The 20,655-nt window shown below is 70.2% G+C and carries 24 protein-coding genes; 15 read left to right on the top strand and 9 right to left on the bottom strand.

Translation table 11 applies throughout. From position 1 onward, the window contains the following. Positions 1-4: 4 nt before the first annotated feature. From ACFYOY_RS35555 to ACFYOY_RS35510, 10 genes are all read left to right on the top strand, one after another. Positions 5-913, top strand: coding sequence for a MinD/ParA family protein (locus ACFYOY_RS35555; protein ID WP_388591589.1), 909 nt, complete (start codon positions 5-7; stop codon positions 911-913). Further along, positions 906-2,444 (top strand): CpaF family protein, encoded by a 1,539-nt coding sequence (locus ACFYOY_RS35550; protein WP_388591587.1) that lies wholly within the window; start codon positions 906-908, stop codon positions 2,442-2,444. The genes ACFYOY_RS35555 and ACFYOY_RS35550 overlap by 8 nt, the downstream gene beginning before the upstream one ends. Next, on the top strand, positions 2,441-3,349 hold the full coding sequence (locus tag ACFYOY_RS35545; RefSeq protein WP_388591585.1) for a type II secretion system F family protein: 909 nt from the start codon (positions 2,441-2,443) through the stop codon (positions 3,347-3,349). Before ACFYOY_RS35550 ends, ACFYOY_RS35545 begins: the two co-directional genes overlap by 4 nt. Beyond that, complete coding sequence (locus ACFYOY_RS35540) at positions 3,346-4,254, top strand: type II secretion system F family protein (RefSeq protein WP_388591583.1); 909 nt, start codon at positions 3,346-3,348, stop codon at positions 4,252-4,254. The genes ACFYOY_RS35545 and ACFYOY_RS35540 overlap by 4 nt, the downstream gene beginning before the upstream one ends. A gap of 23 nt (positions 4,255-4,277) precedes the next feature. After that, entirely contained in the window at positions 4,278-4,475 is a 198-nt protein-coding gene (locus ACFYOY_RS35535; RefSeq protein WP_388591581.1) for a hypothetical protein, read from the top strand. An 86-nt stretch (positions 4,476-4,561) separates the two neighbouring features. Next, positions 4,562-4,906, top strand: a complete 345-nt coding sequence (locus tag ACFYOY_RS35530; protein ID WP_388591579.1) for a TadE/TadG family type IV pilus assembly protein — start codon at positions 4,562-4,564, stop codon at positions 4,904-4,906. Then, on the top strand, positions 4,903-5,376 hold the full coding sequence (locus ACFYOY_RS35525) for a TadE/TadG family type IV pilus assembly protein (protein WP_388591577.1): 474 nt from the start codon (positions 4,903-4,905) through the stop codon (positions 5,374-5,376). Before ACFYOY_RS35530 ends, ACFYOY_RS35525 begins: the two co-directional genes overlap by 4 nt. Continuing rightward, entirely contained in the window at positions 5,373-5,819 is a 447-nt protein-coding gene (locus ACFYOY_RS35520) for a Tad domain-containing protein (protein WP_388591575.1), read from the top strand. The genes ACFYOY_RS35525 and ACFYOY_RS35520 overlap by 4 nt, the downstream gene beginning before the upstream one ends. A gap of 6 nt (positions 5,820-5,825) precedes the next feature. After that, positions 5,826-9,068, top strand: coding sequence for a LysM peptidoglycan-binding domain-containing protein (locus ACFYOY_RS35515; RefSeq protein WP_388591573.1), 3,243 nt, complete (start codon positions 5,826-5,828; stop codon positions 9,066-9,068). 14 nt (positions 9,069-9,082) lie between these two features. Further along, positions 9,083-9,334 carry a hypothetical protein gene (locus tag ACFYOY_RS35510; RefSeq protein ID WP_364015242.1) on the top strand — a complete coding sequence of 84 codons (252 nt, stop codon included), beginning with the start codon at positions 9,083-9,085 and terminating at the stop codon, positions 9,332-9,334. A 170-nt stretch (positions 9,335-9,504) separates the two neighbouring features. Here the strand turns inward: ACFYOY_RS35510 and ACFYOY_RS35505 are convergent, their stop codons facing one another. The 4 genes from ACFYOY_RS35505 to ACFYOY_RS35490 all read right to left on the bottom strand — a co-directional run bounded on the left by ACFYOY_RS35505 (position 9,505) and on the right by ACFYOY_RS35490 (position 12,182). After that, a complete protein-coding gene (locus ACFYOY_RS35505; RefSeq protein WP_388591571.1) occupies positions 9,505-10,203 on the bottom strand; it encodes a hypothetical protein in 699 nt (232 codons plus the stop codon). Continuing rightward, positions 10,200-10,790, bottom strand: coding sequence for a sigma-70 family RNA polymerase sigma factor (locus tag ACFYOY_RS35500; protein ID WP_364015237.1), 591 nt, complete (start codon positions 10,788-10,790; stop codon positions 10,200-10,202). Before ACFYOY_RS35500 ends, ACFYOY_RS35505 begins: the two co-directional genes overlap by 4 nt. Further along, complete coding sequence (locus tag ACFYOY_RS35495) at positions 10,783-11,010, bottom strand: hypothetical protein (protein WP_364015234.1); 228 nt, start codon at positions 11,008-11,010, stop codon at positions 10,783-10,785. Before ACFYOY_RS35495 ends, ACFYOY_RS35500 begins: the two co-directional genes overlap by 8 nt. A 377-nt stretch (positions 11,011-11,387) precedes the next feature. Further along, positions 11,388-12,182, bottom strand: coding sequence for a hypothetical protein (locus tag ACFYOY_RS35490; protein ID WP_388591568.1), 795 nt, complete (start codon positions 12,180-12,182; stop codon positions 11,388-11,390). Between the two features lie 243 nt (positions 12,183-12,425). On the opposite strand from ACFYOY_RS35490, the gene ACFYOY_RS35485 reads away from it, so the two are divergent. After that, entirely contained in the window at positions 12,426-12,692 is a 267-nt protein-coding gene (locus tag ACFYOY_RS35485) for a hypothetical protein (RefSeq protein WP_346161661.1), read from the top strand. Between the two features lie 161 nt (positions 12,693-12,853). On the opposite strand, the gene ACFYOY_RS35480 is transcribed toward ACFYOY_RS35485, so the two are convergent. After that, a complete protein-coding gene (locus ACFYOY_RS35480) occupies positions 12,854-13,909 on the bottom strand; it encodes a fatty acid desaturase (protein ID WP_388591565.1) in 1,056 nt (351 codons plus the stop codon). Positions 13,910-14,334: 425 nt separating this feature from the next. Here ACFYOY_RS35480 and ACFYOY_RS35475 point away from each other — a divergent pair, with 425 nt between their 5' ends. Continuing rightward, positions 14,335-14,994, top strand: a complete 660-nt coding sequence (locus ACFYOY_RS35475) for a GIY-YIG nuclease family protein (RefSeq protein WP_388591563.1) — start codon at positions 14,335-14,337, stop codon at positions 14,992-14,994. Between the two features lie 178 nt (positions 14,995-15,172). Here the strand turns inward: ACFYOY_RS35475 and ACFYOY_RS35470 are convergent, their stop codons facing one another. Next, positions 15,173-16,081, bottom strand: coding sequence for a hypothetical protein (locus tag ACFYOY_RS35470; RefSeq protein WP_388591561.1), 909 nt, complete (start codon positions 16,079-16,081; stop codon positions 15,173-15,175). Between the two features lie 192 nt (positions 16,082-16,273). Beyond that, a complete protein-coding gene (locus tag ACFYOY_RS35465; RefSeq protein WP_388591559.1) occupies positions 16,274-17,017 on the bottom strand; it encodes a GntR family transcriptional regulator in 744 nt (247 codons plus the stop codon). Positions 17,018-17,121: 104 nt separating this feature from the next. Here ACFYOY_RS35465 and ACFYOY_RS35460 point away from each other — a divergent pair, with 104 nt between their 5' ends. From ACFYOY_RS35460 to ACFYOY_RS35450, 3 genes are read left to right on the top strand one after another with little or no spacing between them, the layout of a single operon-like run. Next, positions 17,122-17,376 (top strand): hypothetical protein, encoded by a 255-nt coding sequence (locus ACFYOY_RS35460; RefSeq protein ID WP_388591557.1) that lies wholly within the window; start codon positions 17,122-17,124, stop codon positions 17,374-17,376. Beyond that, positions 17,373-18,326, top strand: coding sequence for a diaminopimelate epimerase (gene dapF / locus ACFYOY_RS35455; RefSeq protein WP_388591555.1), 954 nt, complete (start codon positions 17,373-17,375; stop codon positions 18,324-18,326). The genes ACFYOY_RS35460 and dapF overlap by 4 nt, the downstream gene beginning before the upstream one ends. Then, positions 18,304-18,765, top strand: coding sequence for a hypothetical protein (locus ACFYOY_RS35450; protein ID WP_388591553.1), 462 nt, complete (start codon positions 18,304-18,306; stop codon positions 18,763-18,765). Before dapF ends, ACFYOY_RS35450 begins: the two co-directional genes overlap by 23 nt. A gap of 234 nt (positions 18,766-18,999) precedes the next feature. On the opposite strand, the gene ACFYOY_RS35445 is transcribed toward ACFYOY_RS35450, so the two are convergent. Further along, positions 19,000-19,446, bottom strand: a complete 447-nt coding sequence (locus tag ACFYOY_RS35445) for a helix-turn-helix domain-containing protein (RefSeq protein WP_388591551.1) — start codon at positions 19,444-19,446, stop codon at positions 19,000-19,002. Continuing rightward, on the bottom strand, positions 19,443-20,162 hold the full coding sequence (locus ACFYOY_RS35440) for a hypothetical protein (RefSeq protein WP_388591549.1): 720 nt from the start codon (positions 20,160-20,162) through the stop codon (positions 19,443-19,445). Before ACFYOY_RS35440 ends, ACFYOY_RS35445 begins: the two co-directional genes overlap by 4 nt. Positions 20,163-20,655: the final 493 nt, after the last annotated feature.

The raw sequence follows: 20,655 nt of genomic DNA, 5'->3' as shown, positions 1-20,655 counted from the left end.
GACTGTGTCCGTAGTCGCACTGGTGTCAGCCACCTCTGATGGGGTGACCACCTCCGCGCTCGCGCTCGCCCTGGCCAGCCCCCGCCCGACGCTGCTGGCCGAGTGCGACCTGTCCGGCGGCAGCATCCGCTCCGGCTACCTCTACGACAGCCCGCTGCACGCCCACCACCCGCTCGACAGCTCCGTCGGCCTCCACACGCTGGCGCAGGCCGACTGGGCCCGCGCCAACCCCGAAGAGACCCTCGCGCCGGCTTTCGACGCGAATCTCCGGCAGTTGGACTCCTCTCAGCGCCGTTACCTCCTGCCCGGCATCACCGACCCGCGCCAGGCGGCCTCCCTGGCCTCGACCTGGCCGACCCTTGCCGAGCTGCTCCAGGTCACCGCGCAGCAGGCGGGCTATGACGTCATCGTGGACGCGGGCCGCCTGGTCGTGGAAAACGGGCGTGTGCACCCGGTGCTCGCGCCTGCGGCCCTGCTCCACCAGGCCGACCTCGTCCTGCTGGTGGTCCGCGCCCGGCGCACCTCTGTGGTCCCCGCACAGCCCATGCTCGAGGTCCTTCGCGCGGAGCTCGCCGCGGCTGGCACCGGCCCCGACGGCCTGGGCCTGCTGGTGGTCACCCAGGGCGGCCACAGCACCGCGGACGTCAGCCGGGCTCTGCAGACCCCGGTGATGGCCCAGCTCTCCTGGGACGAACGCACCGCCGGCTACCTCGAGGGCGAGCGGGCCCGGCCCCGCGGACTGGACCGCACCCCGCTGATGCGGGATGCCCGGACGGCCGCGCGCAACCTGCGGGAGTGGGCCCAGCGCCGCCGCCTGCACCTGCAGCTCGCCGACGCCCAGGCCCGTCACCCCGCGGTCGCCGGTGTCCTGCAGCGCCTGACCCACGGCCAGGAGGTGAGCGACGGTGGCTGACACCAACGGCACCCGCCACGACGCAGGAGCGCCCAGCACGCACATCGGCCAGCTGCTCGCCCAGCGCGCGGCAGACGGCCACCCCACCGCGTTCGCCGCGCCCGCCGCCCCGCCCGGCGGGCCCGCCGACAGCCCCGCGCCGCAGCACACCGGCACGGTGGCCGGGCTGCCCGGCGTCCTGCCCGTCGAGTGGGAGGTGGTGCAGCAGCTGCGGGTGGCGGTCTCCGATGACCTCCAGAACGAAGCCGCCCGTCAGGGGCGGCCCCTGACACAGGAGGACCGGGAGGCCGCAGGCCGCTCCTTCGTACAGCGCCGGGTCGCCGAGTGGGCCACCGTCCACGCCCGCACCAACACCCCGCTGACCCGCAAGCAGCAGGAAATGCTGCGCGCCGCGGTCTTCGACGCCCTCTTCCTCGCCGGCCCCCTCCAGCGCATCCTCGACCAGCCCAGCGTGGAGAACGTGCTGCTGGACGGACCGTGGATGCACATCGACTTCTACGACCGGCCGCGCGAGCGCCGCCCCTCACCCTTCGCGGACCAGAAGGCGGCCGAGGACTGGGTCAACCAGATGGCCGCCAAGTCCGGCCACGGCGAGCGGCAGCTCTCCCACGCCACCCCGCACGTCAACTTCCGGCTGCCGGGCGGGCAGCGGGTCGCGGCAACGCTGCTGACCACACACCTGGTCGTGGCGATCCGTACGCACCGCATCCAGAATGCGGGCCTGCCCGAGCTCAAGGCGTGGGGCACCATCGACGAGGTCCTGGCCCAGTTCCTCGCCGCGAGCGTCCGCGCCCGCTTCAACCTGCTGATCGCCGGTGACATGGGCACCGGCAAGACCACCCTGCTGCGCGCCCTGGGCCGCCAGATCCCCGCCCGGGAACGCCTGGCCACCATCGAAACCGACCGCGAGCTGTACCTGGACGCGGACGGCAACGGTGCCCACGTGCTGGCGTTCGAGGCCCGGGAGTCCAACGGCGAGCGCGACGGCGACGGACGGCTGACCGGCGAGGTCTCGATCGAGGACATCGTGCCGATGACGCTGCGCTACAGCGCCAACCGCGTAATGGTCGGCGAGGTCCGCTCCGTCGAAGCGGTCCCGATGCTCGAGGTGATGTCCGCCGGCGGCTCCGGGTCGATGTGCACCATCCACGCCCGCAGCCCGCACGACGTCATCGACCGCCTCATGGTCCCGCTCTCCCGCGCCGGGCTGACGGACAACGCCGCCTACCGGCTCATCGCCAGCGCCATCGACATGATCATCTATATCGACAGCATCGACGAAACCGACATCGGCGGCCGGATGCACCGGCACGTCTCCCACGTCTGGGAAGTCACCGGCCGCGGCGACGGCGGCGGCGTCGCCCTCGGAGAGATCTTCGCCCCGCGCGGAAACGACCCCCGCGCCGTCTACAAGAACCCTCCGACGCAACGGCGCTTGCACACACTCCAGCGCAAGGGCCGCTTCGACCCCGGCTGGCTGCAGATCCCCGGGGGCCAGTGGCCGGACATGCAGCTGGTGATGCCGCTGTGACCGGCAACTCGATGGCCATGCTCGCCCTGGTCTGCGGGCTGCTGACGGCCGGCGGCATCGTCGGCGCGATCGCGGTCTGGCGCGGCTGGAGCCCGCGGCCGCGCACCGCCCGGCTGCGGCGCCAGCAGCAGCGCGCCTTCGAAGAACTCCCGGCCCGCTGGCGTGACCACTACCGGTGGTTGCTGACCGCCGCGGCGGCAGCCGGCATCCTCATGTGGGCCTGGACCGGCTGGCCCGTCCACGGCCTGATCACCGCTGGCGCCGTTGCCGGATTCCCATACATCTGGCACCCCGGCGGCTCCGCCCAGGCCCGCATCACCCGCCTCGACGCGCTCGCCGAGTGGCTCCGCCAGCTGGCCGGTGTACACGTCGCCGGCGTACCGCTGGAGCAGACCATCCAGGCATCCGTGCCCAACGTGCCCGTCGTGCTGCGCCGGCCGGTCGCCGTGCTGGCCGAGCGGCTGCGGGCCGGATACCCCCCGCACCTCGCCTACCGCGAGTTCGCGGACCACTTGGCTGACGGCACCAGCGACGACGTGGTGCTGATGTTCATGGACCATGCCGACAACCGCGGCCCCGGCATGGCCCGCGCCCTGGAGAAGACCGCCGCGAAGGTCGCCCAGAAAGTCATCGACGCCCAGGCCGTTGACGCCGAGCGCGCCAAAGTCCGCACCAACGCCCGCACGGTCTCGGTCTTCACCCTCGCCGTCGTCGCCGTCTCCATGCTCAGCACCGACTACACCGCCCCCTACGGCACCCTCGGCGGCCAGATCCTCCTCATCGCGCTGAGCGCCCTGTTCGTCGGCGCACTGCGATGGATGCGCCGCATGGCCCGGCCCCGGCCCGAGCCGCGCCTGCTCCTGCCCGCCGGGCACCGCACCCGACAGCCCGGAGGCATCCGGTGATCTCAACCCCCGCGCTGCTGTCCGGAGCCGCAGCAGGCATCGGCCTCACTCTGGCGGTGCGCCAGCTCCTGCCCCGCCGCCCGGACCTGGCCGACGTCCTGCAACGCGTCCACGCCCCCGCAACCGCGCCCGCCCGCCCCGCCACCGCGGCTGAGTCCTCCCGGGACAAGGCCACCCTGCTCGCCGACCGGATCGGCACCCGGCTGATGCGCACCGGATGGGTCGCCGGCCGCCTGCCCTCCCAGGACCTGGCGCTGCTGGAGACCAGCCCCGCCCGGCTCCTGGGCCGCTGCGTGCTCTACGCGCTCATCGGACTGGCTATCCCCCAGTGGGTACTGCTGCTGCTCACCCTGCTCGGCACCCCGCCGCCGTTCGCGATCCCGGCCGCCGCCTCCCTGGCCTTCGCCGTCCTCCTCGGCGCCAAATGCGTGGACGACGTCCGCACCGAGGCGGCCGAGGTCCGCGAAGAATGGCGCCACGCCACCGCCTCCCTGCTGCAGCGCTCGGCACTGGCCCGGTCAGCCGACGCCGGAGCCGCCGACGCCCTGTACCGGGTGGCCGAGCACGGCGACGGCCGGGTCCTCATCCGCGTACGCGCCACCCTCGAGCACGCCCGGCTCGCCGGCATCAGCCCCTGGACCGCCCTCGGGCACCTCGGCGAGCAGATCGGAGTTCCCGAACTCGCCCGGCCCGCCGCCACCTTCGCCCTGGCCGGTGAAGAAGGAGCGACCGTCTCCAAGGCGCTGGAAGCACAAGCCGAGGCCCTGCGGTCCACGATCCTCTCCGAGGACAAGGCCCGCGCCAACCAGGCCACCGAAAAGATGGTCCTGCCCACCCTGGTCACCGCGTTCATCATGCTGATCTTCGTCGGCTATCCCGCGTTCTCGCGGATCCTGTCCGTCTAACCCCCCACTGGAGGTCCATCACCATGCACCGCCGCCTCAGCCTCGCCGCCGCAGCGGCCCGCCGCCACTGGGCAAGAATCCGGGCCGCTTCCACGGACGCCGGATACTCCGTCACCGAATGGGTGATCATCACCGCCGGAGGCGCCACCATCGCCGGACTCATCTACGCCGCCATCAACGGCAAGGTCCTGGAGAAAATCGGAATCATCAACGGCAGCTGACCCCCGTGACAACCCGGCCATCCCGCATAACGCCGACGGCACTACGCCGTCGGCTTGACGCGCTGCACAGCGACCGCGGGGCATCGGTGACGGAATTCTCCATCATCGTCCCGATCCTCCTGCTGCTGATCTTCGTGCTGCCGCAATTCGCCCTGTGGTTCCACGCCCGCCAGGTCGCCGCCCGTGCCGCCCAGCAAGGAGTCGACGCCGGCCGCGCCTACAACGCCGTCCCCGGCGACGGCGCCGACGCCGCCACCGCCTTCCTCAACGAGATGGGCGGCTCACTGCAATCACCCCAGGTCAGCGTCGACACCAGCGGCGCCGGAGAAATGGCAGTCACAGTGCGGGGAACGGTCACCACCCTGATCCCCGGCATGCACCTCACCGTCGTGCACCGGGCCGAAGCGCCCATCGAGGACTGGACCCCATGAGCATCCGAGCGCGCAGCCGCCGCGCTGGCAACTGCGTCCGCAGCCTCGACCGCGGCAGCGCCGCTGTGGAGACGGCGATCATCGCTCCGGCGCTCATCCTGCTCCTCCTCGTGATCGCCGCCTTCGGACGCGTCCACCTCGCCCAGGGCAAGGCGGACAGCGCGGCCCGCGCGGCAGCCCGCACCGCATCCCTGGCCCGCGACCCGGCCACCGCTCAGCAACAGGCCCGACAGGCCGCCATGGACAGCCTGGATGCCGACGGACTGCGCTGCTCGGACGTCACCATCAGCGTCGACACCAGCGGCCTCAGCGCCCCGATCGGCCAGTCCGCCACCGTGACAGCGACCGTGGCCTGCACCGCGCCACTCGGGGACCTCGCCGTGCCGGGGCTACCCGGAAGCAAGCAACTGACCAGCACCTTCACCAGCGTGGTCGACCAGTACCGAGCCCGCCCGGACGGTGCCACATGACCTTTGCCCTCCACCTCCGCCGCCTCGCCCGGCGCGCACGCCGCGATACCGGCTCCGTCTCCTTGCTCCTGGTCGGGGCCGCCCTGATGGGATTCCTGGTCATCGGCCTGGTCGTGGACGGCGGCGGCGCCATGTCCGCCCAGTCACGCGCCGACTACGCCGCCCAGGAAGCCGCCCGCGCCGGCGGCCAGCAGATCGACCCCGCCCAGGCCATCCCCGGCCAGGCCATCATCGTGGACCCCGGCGCAGCCCGGGCTGCGGCACGCGCCTACCTGGACGACGAAGAGCTCGAGGGCAGCGTCACCGTCAGCGACGACGGACAGACCCTCACCGTCACCGTCCACGGCACCTACGACGCGCTGTTCACCTCGCTGATCGGCAAATCGACGATCAACGTCACCGGACACGGCACTGCTCACCTGCTCCACCAGGCCGGAGGCTGACCACCCATGCCCGCACCCCGCACCGCCCGCCGCTGGCCCACGGTCCTGCTCCGCGCCCTCGCGGGACTCGCCGGCCTCGCCTTCCTCCTCGTCGGCATCCCCGCCGCCCTGCTGCAGTTCGGCCAACTCCCCGACGCCGCACCGAGCATCGGCGACGCCCTGGATGCCCTGTCCGCCCCCGATGACGGCACCCTGCTGCTCACCACCATCACCCTCATCGGATGGGCCGTGTGGCTCTGGCTCGCCGTACCCGTCCTGCTGGAGGCGATGGCGGTCGTCGTCCGGCGCTCCAGCCCCAAAATCCCCGGATTCGCCACACCGCAGCGCATCGCCGGATTCCTCCTCGGCAGCATCCTTCTGGCCTCCCCGGCCGCCGCGGCCGCCGCCGCTCCCGCGGCCGCCGCGACAACGGCCTCAGCCCCCCACCACACCACCGGCACGGACACCCCCACCGCTTCCACGAGCACATCACGCGCTGAAGAGTGGCCCACCTACCGCGCCACCGCCGACGACATCGCCCTGTGGGATGTGGCCGAGAAGCTCTTCGGCGAGGGCGGCGGACCACGCTGGAAGGACATCGCGGCCCTCAACCCCGATCTCGACCCCAAGGCCGACCTCCAGGCCGGCACGGTCCTCAACGTCCCCACAGACGCCCGCATCCCCTCCCAGGACCAGGCGACCACATCCACCAGCAAGGCGGACAAGGCGGATAAGGGGGACGACGCCGACCACGCGGTCACCGTGAAACCCGGCGATTCTCTCTCCACGATTGCCGACGACGAACTCGACGACCCCGCCGCCTGGCCGAAGATCTACAACCTCAACCGCGGCACGATCGACGACCCGAATCTCATCTACCCCGGGCAGCACCTCAAGCTGCCGACCACCGCCACCCCACCCGCAGAGAAAACCCCCCGCCCCGAAGACAAGGCGCCGGACCACACCGAGGACAAGCCCACCCCCGACTCGGCCAGCCCCGCGCCCACCCACACACCAAAGACCAACCACCCCACCACCCCGGCCCCCTCGGCGAGCACTCTCCGCACCCACCAGCCCGACGCGCCGCAGACCAACGACCAACCAGCCGACCACGACAGCCAGATCCTCACCCCCAGCACGGCGCTCGCCCTGGCCGGAGCCGGCATCCTCGCCGCCTCCACGATCGGCATCATCGCCACGCGCCGCAAACTCCAACAGCGCCGCCGCCGGCCCGGCCGCCGCATCCCCCTGCCCCAGGCCCGCGCCGCCACCACCGAGCAGACCCTGCGCACCGTGCAGAACCCCACCGGCGTCGAACTCCTCGACACCGCGCTGCGCACCCTCGCCGCGAACCTGGCCACCGACGACCGTGACCTACCCGAAATCGAAGCGGCCGTCCTCCGTCCCACCGGGATCGACCTCCACCTCGCCGAAGCAGCACCGGCCTGCGCACCGTTCACCGCCGACCCTGCACAGCCCACCCTGTGGCGCTGCCCGGCCGACACCCCAGCCCTGCTCCGGGACGACCAGCTGGCCGACACCGACCCGCCCTACCCCGGCCTCGTCAGCATCGGCTGGGACGACGACGGCGGCCTGGTCCTCATCGACCTCGAAGCGATCGGGATCCTGCACATCACCGGCGACCCCGACCGGTGCCGCGCCGTCCTCCGCGCGCTCGCGATCGAACTCGCCACCAGCGCCCTCGTCCCCCACCTCGAAGTCACCGCCGTCGGCACCGCCGCCGAAGAGCTCGAGACGGCCGTACCCGAACGCGTCGCCCGCATCCAGCACCTCGGCCAAGCCCTCACATCCCTCTCCGCGCACGACGCCGACCAGCGGCGGGCCCTCCAGACCGCCGGGGCCCCCAGCCTCCGCGCCGCTCGCCTGATGGCGACAGCCGACGGCGCGTGGACACCCCGCATCCTGCTGTGCGGCGACGACACGGCAGCCGACGACGAGGACCTGGCAGCACTGATCGAGGCCCTCAGCGAACGTCCCCGCACCAGCAGCGCGGTGATCACCACCATCGACGGCGTCATGCCCACCACACCGGCGGGCTGGACGCTCACCACCGAGGACGCCGATACACCCGTCACCCTGCCCGGCCCCGGCATCCCCATCACCCTGCAGACCCTCAGCGACACCGACTACGCCGACATCCTGACCATCCTCACCACAGCCGGCAGCGACACCGACACCCCCGCGCCCGCCTGGACCCAACCCACACCCAGCCCCACGGCCGACCCGGACACCACCGAACCCGCTCCGCGTGACGACGAGTCGTCCGCCAGCGAACCACCGGTGGCCCAGCCGCCCTCAGGCCCCACCCTGAGCGACATCCTCGGCGAGCCGGACGCCGGCACCGAAGAACCCGCCGACGCCCCTCCCGCCGCTCCACCGGCCCAGGCCAAGCTGACACACGCCACCGCTTCCACGGCCCCTCGCATCACCATCCACGCCCAGGCCGACGAAGCCCCGGAGCCTTCCCCGCTGCCTCCAGCCCCCACCGCGCCCGGGCCGACGATCAGGGTCCTTGGACCGGTCGACATCCAGCACGCCGCCGGCCGCGTGGACACCAACCGCCAAAAGACCTGCACCGAGCTGGCCGCCTACCTCATCCTGAACCCCGGCGTCGACCACAACGCCGTCGATCAAGCACTCTGGCCCGACCGCCGCGTCACCAAGTCCACCCGAGCCCCGCTCATCAGCCGCCTCCGCTCCTGGCTCGGCGACAGCACGGACGGAACACCCCACTTCCCCCGCGTCACCGACGACGCCAAACACCGCTACACCCTCGGCCCCCACGTCACCTCCGACTGGACCCAGTTCCAGGAGCTCTACCGCGCCGGCATGCACGACACCGGCGAAGACGCCGACCTCGCCCTCCGCCAGGCCCTCGCCCTCGTCCGCGACCGTCCTTTCGCCGCCACCGACCCACGCCGCTACACCTGGGCCGAACCCTGGATCCAGGAAATGACCTCCGCCATCGTCGACACCGCCCACGAACTCGCCACCCGACGCCTCGCCGCCCACGACCCCCGCAGCGCCCTCTGGGCCGCCACCAAGGGCCTGAACGCCGCCGAGGAGGACGAACTCCTCCACCGCGACGTATTCCTAGCCCACCACGCCGCAGGCGACATGGAAGCCCTCCGCCTGGCCGCCGCCCGGCTGGAAGCCCTCAACGAAGAGCTCGACGTCGACATGGACACAGAAACCGCATCGCTACTCCGCACCCTCCTGCCACGCGCCGCTGCCTCGAGCCGCGCCTGACCCCCGACGGCAGAATGGTGACCGTGTACCTGGCCACGCTGCAGTTCTCCAAGGAAGGCCCAGCCGTCACGGGCGAATGGGCCGACGACAGCACCGCCCTGCGCACCTACCGGGGATGGGTCGGGCTGTACGGCAGCGACGAGCACGTGGTGATCCGCCTCATCCTCAAGGAAGGCGCCAGCCAGCACGTCCTCAGAACCTGGGCCGAGCAGAGGGAAGTCGAGACACCGCCCCCGCCAGGAGGAATCGCGGGCCCGAAAAGCTAGCTTCGCCGCCATCGCGCTGTTGCCGCCCACGAGAACAACATCCTCGGCCAGACGACGACAGCGATCGCGCGGCGATGAGTGCGGCTCCCGCGCTCATCGCCGGCGATGTGGTCGCCGCCTGCCTGATGGAGTCGACAGCGATATTCCGCCCGAGCCAGCGGAATGCAGAATTACGCAGAGAACCGCTCGGCGTATTCACTGTGAGCGGGCGTCGGTGTGGCCTCGATGCCGAACAGATCGAAGAGCGTATCCCTGACGATCTCCATGACGTCGATGATCGACGTGCACAGAGCGATCGCCTGCAGCACGGCTCCGGGCGGCAGAGCATCGTCCTGGCCTTGTTCCAGCCGTCGCCGGATACGACGCGTACTGCCCCACACGGCCAGAGTGAGGTGCGCGGCGCCAGGACCGTTCAGACCGTGGTCCGTACACGAGCTGGCTGCAACGAGCCGGTGGTGCAGGTAACCGATCCGTGTCTCGAGCTGGGCGTGCAGCAGGTAGGTCATGTCCGAGGTGGCGAACTGGCCGAGGAGCTCGGTCAGTTCTACGTGGTCGCGGTAGGCGGCGGCCAGAAGCTCAGCCAGGGTGGAATGCGGGCTGTCGGGAAACTCCGGGATCTCGGTGTCGCCCGGCTCCGCGATGGCCTCGATAGCGCCGTGGATGTGCAGGTCACGGAAGGCGGCGAACATATCGGGCGGGCTGGCCAGCGGGACGTCCTCGTTCGGGACCGCGTGCCAGTGCACCAGCCCAGCACCGCGCACGGTGTCGAGGCTCTCGGTCACGGATTGCAGTACCCCGGCGTCGGCCCGGGCGAGGAGCGCGTCAAGCGCCGCGTTGGACGAGTCGAAGGACGAGTCGAAGTGGGTCACTGCGCTCCTCCGGGAGTTCCTGGAGCCAGACCCAGCAGTTCTTTGAGCTGGGCGCGGGCGCGGGCGAGGTTCTGCCGGACCGCTGGAGGCCGCATTTCTAGCGCGTCCGCGATCTCATTGGTCGAGAAGCCATCCAAATGCCAGGCGATCACCTGCCGCTGCCTCATCGGCAGCTGAGCCAGAGCCTCGTACACCTGCGTCTCTTCATCTTTGAGGACCACTTTCTCTAATGGGCAGGAAAATGCCGGCCGATCCGGCACCTCGTCTGTGAGCTCCTCCTGCGGGCGAGGAGCCTGACGCAGGTACTGGCGAAAGGCCACCTTGCGTAGCCATGCCGCCGGGCACGTGAGCAGATGCCAGACCCGGAACGCTTCTATGTAGGCGCCTTGGGCGGCATCGGCAGCCTCGTATGGGGTAGCTCCGTACCGCATGACAAACCGGATCAGGCCCGGCATGTTCTCCTCGTAGTGAGCGGCGAAGCTGGCGCGGATCACTTCGTTACGAGCGGCCGGGACGGACGACTTGCGTTGACTGGGGAAATGCACCGGGAGCGTAGAAGTAGAGGCGCTGACGTGAGGCTTATCCACGAGCCCCTCCCGCCGGCGCCCCGACCCGGACCCGCACACGGATCCCGTCGTGCTGTTCGGTCAGGGTGCTGCCCGGCGGCAGCATCCGCACACGCTCGCTGATGGCCTGCTCCCGCAACCGGGCCAGACGCGCCCGGTCACAGCTGCCGATCCACACATACAGCAGGCGCGCCCCCGCGACGCACGCCGTCCCAACGGCTGTCGCGACCGCGATCTCCATGCGGCTCCTCACATCACTCTGCGGCGGCAACTCCTCGCACCGCCATCGACGTATAGAAGTGCACAGAGGGCCGCGATGTGTGACATGCGACTTGAAAGAGAAATGATTGTCCTGGGAAACGAGGTGCTGCCCAGGCTGTGCTCGAGGGAGGGACACGAGTCGCCGGAAGCTGAGGACGACCGCGACGTAGACGAGCGGCGTACCGTCTGGGCAGCGCTCGCCGAGGACCTTGGGCAGCCCCCTCCGCTCCTATCCGCCCTTGAATACCGCGGCGATCGTTGAGACGACACCCGCGCCGGCCGCAACGGGGTACTTGGGCAGAACCGCGCCGGTGTGCGGCCCGGTGCTGAGGGCACCAGGCCGCTACGGAGCCGGGATTACCCCTGCGGCTGGAGAAGCGCGGCGTACTTTCGATCGTTCTGGGCGGTGGCGCGGTGGTTTTCCGCCTCGGCGCGGTGCTCATCGGCGAGCGCGGGCTCGGCGGTGACCAATTGCTCGTAGACGTTGGCGATCTCGTCGTACATGGCCGCGTGTCGGAGGCTGTTCTCGGCAAGGCGGCTGTCGTTGTCCGAGCCGCCGTCCTGCAGTGCGTGGCGCTCCTCATCGAGTTCCTTGACCGTCTTGCTCAGCTCTCTGAACTGGCTGTGCAAGGCGCTACCTCGGGCGCGCAGGCTGTCCTCGTACGCCTGGGAACCCGGGAAGCGGACGACGTCCAGACCCGAGGTGACGGCCTGCGGCCGCGAGGGGTGCACGATCGCGTACCGGTGGTCCACGGCAGCGGCGTACTCAAGGGTCGTTGCGAAGTTGCTCTTGTTGGGCCGGGCGGTGCGGCCGAGGGCAGCCCAGGCGCGGACGTCCTTGTACCACTTCTCGTGCGCGGACTGCCGGGTCATGCTGGCGGCCGCACCGATCTGGTCCCAGGTGGTGCCCCGCTCGCGTTCGGCGACTACCGCACTCGCCACCACCTTGTCGATCTGCTGCTGCAGATCGAGGGCTGCGCGCAGCAGGGCACCGGGGGCTGCGTCGGGATCGACCTGCACGGATTTGAGTGCCTGGTCGGCCAGGTTGGAGAAGTTGACAGCGAGGGCGACGCGGGACTCGTCGCGGGGGGAGAGGGTGGACGGCTCGTCTGGCGCCGGGGCCGGCGGCGGCGTTTCTGCCACATCAGTCATTGTGTCAGGCTATCCCTGACACAATGTGCTGTCAGGTTACGCCTGACGGATTCAGCCACCCTCCCGATTGTTCGCGAATCGTGGGCCACCGGCCCGAGGACAGGCTGGGCCGCCGGACCGTTTAGCCCGGATCCATCTACACCGCTGCCCACCCAGACGAGCCCGACCCGATCCACCCGAGCTACTGGGGGTGAAGGGCGGACGGGGGCACTGCCGATCTTGTGTCTTTGAGATGATGAGGCCATGACGCGAGAGATGGCGACGTATGACGAGCGGCTCCGGGACCTGGAGGCGGAGGCATTCCGTACTGGTCGCACCCTGGCCGAGCACGGTGAGCAGCTCCAGCGGATCGGTGAGCAGCAGGTCACGGCTTTCGGGAACATCGATTCACTCGCCAACGCTGTCGGCGCCCCGGGGGACCGGACGATTACGGAGCGGCTCGACACCATCGAGCGTGTCCTGTTCGCCCTCGCGCGGGCTCAGGGCATTGATCCGGACGAACCCGCCTGACCGACGCGGGACCGACGACGTCAGGCGCTGCCGCGCATCCTCGGCTTCTTCGCTGAAAGCGGCCTCACCTTGGGAGCGGAGATGTAGGCGGACGTTCGTACTGGACATGCGGAGGCCCCGGACCCGGGCGACGGGTTCCGGGGCCTCCGCATGTCCAGTGGCTAGACGCTGTGGGCTGGTTTGCCCGCGCCCGTACCCGGCCGGGCGGTGGTGTGGAGGGCGAGGGCTCGGCGGTGGTGAGCGATCACGGATCGGGAGCCGGTCAGGAGGCTGTCTGGGGTGAAGTGCGGCTGGTGGAGGTGGCGTTCGAGCGCTGGGAGGTAGTTCCAGCGCACTGCGGGGTGGGCGGAGTGGGCGTAGTGGTGGAGGTCGCCGTAGGGGAGCCAGGTGGTCGCGGCGAAGGCGGCCAGAGCGCGGTTGTGGGGGTAGAGCCGCAGACAGCGCCCGGCTTCCACCCAGGCCGGGGAGCCGGTGCGAGGTTCGGGGTCGAACCAGGTGTGCTCGTTGATCAGGCTGAGCCAGGCCAGCTGCGGATACAGCAGGAGCCGCGGGATGAGGACACCGCACAAGAGGGCCGGCCAGCCGCCGGTGAGGTAGGAGGCCCCCAGGACAGCCACGATCGCGGCCGCGCGGTGCCATGACCCGGAGTGCCGGAGGCTGGCGGCGATCCCGGCCACGGTCCCGCGGACGCCGTGCCAGGTGAGCGGATAAACCACGGCGCGGGCGAACCGGGCACGGCTGGTGCCCGGGTGCAGTCCGGCCCGGTGGAGCTCGGCCAGGTTGGGGTCGATGCCGGGGCGGGCGGCGTTGGGGTGGTGGTCGCGCACGTGCAGCCGCTGCCGCTCGGTGACGGGGATGAGGCCGAGCGGGTAGTGGGCGAAGACCTCGGCGAGCAGTCGGTTGGCCCGGCGGGTGCGGGCCAGGACACCGTGCACCGCGAAGTGGCTGATCTCCTGTAGGTGCCGGAACTGCACCGCCACACCGAGGGCCGCTGCGGCGGCCGCCAGGGGGCCGTGCCCGGCCAGGCGCCACCATCCGGCGATCTGTAGCCACTGGCCGACCAGTAGCAGGGTGGGTGTCCAGTTGGTCGCCCGGCTTCGCTGCAGGGCTATGAGCGCGGCGGCGTTCCCCCTGTATGGGCGGCCGCGGGCGAAATGGATGCGGTCGGCTTGCCGTAGCGCGATGCCGACAGTGATGAGCAATAAGGACAGCGGCACGGTGGTTTCACCCCGGTGGGACAGGGGCGGGGCTCGGCCCGGCCCCACCCGGTGATCACATACCGTACATCTAGTCACTAGATTTGCTGTAGGTGTCGGCTGGCCTCCCGGCAGTACTCGCCCAAATCGCGCTCGACCTGCGGGGCGGGCTCACTCTGTCGGGGCAGGGGCTGATGCACTTCGGTGATGCGAGGCTGGCTGCCGCGCCTTGAGGGGACTGCTACTCGTTCACCGAGCATGAGAGCGCCTCGAACCACAAAGCAGCGGAAGCGATCGATGCTGCCGAAGCCTCGGACGCCTGTGCTCGCCGCGGAGAGTACGGCGGTCGCCGACCCGGCTGACCGCCCTTCTGGTGCCGACGGTGCGCCGCTGGAACGGTGCTCCGGCGTGCTGGGCTTGACTGCCCGCGCTCAGGAGACGCGCTGATGCCTGACAACGCCCCCGTGCCCGGACGGGGAACCTGGGTCTATCTCGTGGGCTCCCCGCAGGCACGGCCGGTGAGGATCGGCGCCACCACGGACATCCCGGCTCATCTCCGCGGTCTGCAGGCCGGGTCGCCGGTCCCGTTGTATGTCATGTGGCAGACACGTGGAGGCCGGGCCCTCGAAGGTGCTCTGCATGAGCGGTTCGAGGACTTCCGGCGGCACGGTGACTGGTACGACTTCGGTGACGAGCACCCGGTGGCGCTGGTCGCGACAGCCGCCGTCGACCTCGGATACCGGGCCCTCCCGCCGCTCGGGGACGTGCGGCCGGCGAAAGGGGAGGCGACTCCTCCACCGAAAGTAGAGCCAAAACGCCTGGAGGCGGCCAAGGCCAGGAAGCTGGCCTGCCTGATCCGCGAAGCGTTCGCGCACGCTGGTGATCCAGAGCACCTGACTGTGGCGGACACTGTCGACTTCCTGCGGGAGAAGGATCCGGACACCTGGGGACAGTGGGACGCGCGCCGGGACCGGCTCACCATGGCCGGCCGCGCCATCGCGACCACGTTCCGTGCAGCCCGGTGCGACGTCGGCACGATCCGGCTCAACATCCCCGGCCGCCCCACCGCATATCTGCTCGACCACGTGATCCGGGCAATCCGTTGACCGCACCCACGTCCTTTGCCGCTGGGTATGCAGCGATCGCTGACCCAGGTCGCCGCCAATCCCGGAGTCGTCGCCGGAACGGCATTTCGCAAATGCAGTGCCGGCTGGTGGAAATAGGAAGCGGCTCCCGCCGTCGCGGCGGGAGCCGCTTCCTGGGTGCCCTGCCGAGCTCCTGGTTCTACAGCGCGTCGACCGTCTCGCGGACGCGGTCGGTGTCCCAGGTGCGGCCGTCCAGCATGGGTCGCACGGTGGCCTCGTAGCGCTGGAGGAGGCGGGGGGCGGCGTCGGCGCCGTGGCCCCAGACGCTCTCGAACCGACCGATCCAGCGCTCGGCTCCCTTGAAGTACACGCTGGAGCGGCCCTTGGTGTAGTCGGCGTCGCCCTGTTCCTCTTCGACCAGGACCGCGGCGGCCGCGATGATGATGACGTCCACGGCCTGGTCGGCGCGCAGCCGGTCCCGGACGGCCAGGCCGCAGGTGACCCCGAGCTCGCGATGGTGGGTGATGAGCGTCAGGAGCTCGCGGGCGTACTCCTCGCGGACCAGGTCGCCCTGGTAGGCGATGAACAGCCGGTCGATGGTGCCACCGGCGTCGACCAGGCGGCGGTTGGCGGTCAGGTATTCACGGCGCCGGGTGAGCAGGGACGGGTTGGTGGTCAGGTCCGCGGCCAGGATCCGCTTCGGCATGGACTGCGAGTCGATGAGCGTGTTGACCAGCAGGACGGACAGACGGGGGACTTCGCTGGCGTAGACCCGCAGGTGTCCATCCGCGACCTCGCCGTAATCGGAGATCAGCTCCTGCTCCAGCTGGGAGCGAACCAGGTCGTAATAGTGCGCATCGTCCATAGCCTTGAGGTTAGTCGCGCGCCGCAGCGAGATGAATGCCCTGCGCAGCCACAAGTGATTCGCCGTCATGACGATCACGATGACGGTCTCGGCTATCAGCAGGCCGTTCCTCACGCTGGCCCGCTCACTGACCCAGGCGATGACCGGGATGACGATCCCCGTCAGGCCGATGAGCGCGTTCAGAACCGGTGACGCCAGGGTGTCGGCGAGCCGGGACGCCGGATCACGGCGCGGTGCGGGCATAACGGGTTCCCTCCCCCTCGGCGGCCAGAGGCCGCAAACGTGGTTGATGCGTGGGTGCTCGAGCCGCCGGGCCGGATCCGTGACGGGGCAGCGACGGCACAGCCGTTCCGGGCTCCAACGCACGGGTCCGGCCCGGCGCTGGGCGGTGGGCGGGCGCCCAGAAGGTGGCGTTCGGCGGATGTATGCACACGGTCAGGTGGCGGGCGGGACCGGGATGTCGTAGGTGATGTGCCAGCGGTCTGCGGGGATGAGGAGGTCGGCGGTCTCCACCGGCCTTCCGGTGGTGTCGTAGTGGGTGCGCTGGATCAGCGTCGCCTGGGTGCCGGCGGGCACGCCCAGCAGCTGCGCCTGGTCGCGCTCGACATGAACCGGGCGGAGGGTTTCCACGGCCCGTTCCACGGTGATGCCCAGGTGTGCCATGCGGGCGGCCACGCCGCGGCCGGCCAGCGGGCCGCCTTCCGGCAAGACGATCACGGTGCCGCCGGTGATGGACATCGGCTCCCAGCTGGTGCACAAAAGCGCCGGCTGCCGGTCGACGAAGACCTCGTAGACGGTCCGCACGCACAGCGCGCCCGGCTCTTCGGCGAGGCGTTTGCCGATATCCGGTGGGGCGGGGACCTTCGCGATGCTGTCCGCTTCGTACGTGCCGTCGGCGCCCAGGCCGGCCATGCTGGTGGCCGGGGTGCGCAGCATGGTGCGGCGCTGGTACGGGGCCCGCACGTACGTGCCGGAGCCCGCACGGCCCTCAAGTAGCCCCTCGGTGATCAGCAGCTCCTGCGCGCGGCGGACGACATTCTCCCCGACACCGAACTCGGAGCCCAGCTCACCGCGTGAGGGCAGACGCTCGCCGTGGGTCCAGGTGCCGTCGGCGATGCGATCGCGGAATGCAGCGGCAACACGCAGATACGGGGCGGCTCGTGAGCTGCCGTCAGCCATTTCTCTCCTCGCCCACGGCGCTGACCTGTGCTGATTGACAACCTAGTGGACTAGATCAAAGCTAGTGACTAGTATCACGTTCTGTGTTGAATGAGGGTGGGTGCGTGGCTGAAGACCACCAATCGGACGCAGTCCAGGACGCGGCCGCGCAGTTGGAGACCCTCGGTGGCACCAAGCCCCGCATCCTCCCCGGACCCCGCGCCACACGCATCGAGGCCGACGTGACACCCCGCCTGGCCAACAACTGGGACCAGGTCCTTCAAGTCCTCAACCGCGGCACCCACTTCGGCCTGACCCTCACCGACACCGGCCAGATCGCCTGGCTACGCATCCCACGGGAGACCGGCACCCGCCCATGACCGCACCTGCACCCCACGCCTTCGTCAAAGGGCACGGCGCCGAGAACGACTTCGTCATCCTCCCCGACCCCGACGGCCACCTCACCCTCACCCCGGCCGAAGTGGTCCGCCTATGCGACCGGCGCACCGGCCTGGGCGCCGACGGCGTGCTGCGCGCCGTGCGCTGCGCCGCCGACCCCGAGGCGGCCGCGATGCGGGAGGCCGAGTGGTTCATGGACTACCGCAACGCCGACGGCAGCCTCGGCGCCATGTGCGGCAACGGCCTGCGCCTGCTGGCCCGCTACCTGGTCGACGCCGGCCTGCACCGGCCCGGTGCCCTCCTCATCGCCACCCGTGCCGGAACCCGCAGGGTCCACGTCCCCGACGACCACACCGGTCCGGTCACCATCGACATGGGACGCCCCCGTCTCTCCGGCGCCGGGGGCATAGAGGTCACCGCAGCGGGCCGTACCTGGCCCGCCATTCAGGTCGACATGGGCAACCCCCACGCTGTCGTCTTCCTCGAGGACCTCCGCCTCGCCGGAGACCTGGGCACCGCGCCCACCGTGACGCCCGCCGCCGCGTACCCGCAGGGGGCCACCGTCGACTTCGTCGCCCCCCGTGGGCCCCACCATCTCCAGCTGCGGGTCCACGAGCGCGGTGTCGGCGAGACCCGCGCCTGCGGTACCGGAGCCTGCGCCGCTGTCGCGGCCGCCCGCTCCCATCAACCGTCCCCGCCCTTGGCCGTCGACTACACCGCCGACCTGCCCGGCGGCCGCCTCCACATCGTCGTACGGCCCAGCGGAGCCATGGACCTCACCGGACCTGCCGTCATCACCGCCCAGGGCACCGTCAGCCTCGCCCTGCCCAGCAACCCCGGACTCCCGGCGGGAGCCCGGGGACAGCGGAGGTCTGAAGCCTCCGAGACCGATCCGCTCAGGAGGAGCCGTGCCGAACACGCCCAAGGCTGAGGCCGAACCTCAGTGGCCCGTGCTGGTCGAGCCGGAGGAGGCCGCGCGGAGTTCGTGGGATTCCTCGCCGTATGTCACGAGGCTGGTGGGCTGCGGCCTGGAGTGGGATGCCGTCATCATCGCGCCGCTGGAACGCGGCCTGGCCGCGCTCACCCGCCTCGGTCTGCCGATGGATCGCGGCTACCCGGTGCTGGCCGACTACGTCCGCCAGGAGCTCATCGTCCACGTACCGGCCGGCACCGCCCGCCGGTGCACCGCTCAAGGCATCCGCTCCCTGACAACCGGCTCGTGGCTGCTCATGCCGACAGCCCAGCGCGGATCCATCTCCGCCACGTGGCTCAGCCCCCCGCACCCCACCCGCCCTCGGTTCGTTGACCCCGGCGAACTGTCCGACGCACTGCGGCAGGTCGACCAGACCGGCTTGCTGCCTCCCCCGTAGCAGCAAGCCACCAGGAAGCCCCGGCGGGCCGCACGCATGGCCCGCCGGGGCTTCTCTTTCTACCCGCTCCTCCCCGCAGATCTCACTGTGAGTGCGGTGTTGTGTTTAAGGCGCATGTCCGGTTACTTGCTCCTTGCTGCTCGCAGGGAGCATTGGCGTCAACGCCGACACCGGAAACGAGATCGGCGCTGCACCGTAGAGGTGCAGCGCCGCCGTGACGAGCGGGCCGTCAAGTCAGGACACGGCCTTCAGGTTCTGGCGGCGCTTGGCGTCCTCACGGCGCCGCCGCTTCTCGGCGAGCTGGTCCTGGTAGGCCGTGACCGCCTTGCGGTAATGCTCTACGAAGCCAGGAGAGTTCAGGCGCTGGCCCTTCGGCATCGCCTTGACAGCGGCGATGGCGTCCTCGGGCGAGAGATACGCGGCGAGCATGGGGTTGAGCTGGTAGTCGCCAGGGCGCTGCTTCTTCACCAGCTGCGCCAAGTCCAGGTCGCGCAGAGCTGCATTCACGGCGGCCCGGCTCAGGTTGAGCATCTGCGCGAGGGTGACCTGGTCGATCTCGATGCGGCCTCCGGGCTCGCTGTGGGCGCGCAGCTTCAGCAGCACGCGGTAAGCCGCCGGCAGCAGGTCCAAGTCCGCGACGACGCCTTCGGCGTTCACCACGGCGAAATGCAGACCACTCACTGTTCGGCTCCCTTCTCCTTCTGCTCCGCCCGCTCCCGGCGGCGCTCAGCACGCATTCTCGCCCGTTCCTCGCGCAGCCGCTCGATCTCCTGGCGCATCCTCTCCAGTGAAGGGAAACGCACCAGGTCGGGCAGGCTCTCATCCGACCGGATCTTTGTGATGGCCACGTGCTGGTCGACCCTCACGTACTCCGGCTCGATGCTCTCTGTGCCCGGGATGAACTCGGCAACGCGGTATGAGTACGGCGGGTTGAACTGGTACACGCCGCGCTTCACCCGGAACACGATGCCGTGGGACATGATCTCTCCCAGCGCCTCGTTCACCTTGGTGCGCGCGACGTCTAGGACGTGCGCCATCTCCTCCTGCGTCAGGTGGATGCGCCCGCCGGCCCTCTGACACGCGATCATCAGCAGGATCAACCGCAGCGGCAGTGCCTCGCGGAAGAACTGCGTGATGACCAGGAAGAACTCCAGGCTGTCCATGGAGAACGCGTTCGGCTGGTCCGGCGGCCCGTAGAACTCCAGCGGCCGACGCTCGCTGTCCAGTGTCAGCTTGCGGCCGGGGTACTGGCGGGCGACGTCGTCTAGGTCCTTGACCGGCCGTAGCGGGCTGTCCCAGGCGTCGGCCGGATCGTTCAGTGGCAGCTTCGGCTGCGGCGCCGCCCGGGCGCTCGTACGGCGGCGCTGCGGCTCTGTCGACACGACGTGGTTCTCCAAGCTGTTGGTCTCTGGACGCGCAGCAGTATGTCACCTCTGCTTGACACTGATGTCGCTTCGACACGACACGCCACGCAAGTTGTGTCCCCTCTGCAGGGACACAACTCCCCCTCTCCGTCTGGTGGACCCGCCCCGGGGCACATCCGTCTCGCAATGTCACCTCCACTTGACATGGAGCCTGGATCTGTGTCGTCTCCAGTTGACATTGAGTGGGCGATCTGCCCCCTCAGCCGGGACACATTAACGGCGGTATGTCCCCCCAGTAGGTACTTAACTCGCGATCCGTAACGCTGTGACCTGCATGTTCTTGATCTCTGTACATATCAGTGGCCGAGGCCGGAGGGGGGCTGTTCCGAAGCCTGCTTCGGGTGCGTTTGCGGCTGGTTCGTGGGTGTGGTGGGTGCATCCGGTGTCTGGTCGGGTGTTGTCGGGGGTTGTGTCGAGGTGGTTGCCGGGGGAGCGGGTGGATGCTCGGCGTCGGAGTGTGGTGCCG

This window comes from Streptomyces sp. NPDC007875, from assembly GCF_042868035.1.
GTDB lineage: Bacteria > Actinomycetota > Actinomycetes > Streptomycetales > Streptomycetaceae > Streptomyces > Streptomyces antimycoticus.
Note: the sequence above shows the minus strand (reverse complement) of the source record. Positions and strands in the feature narration are given on the sequence as shown.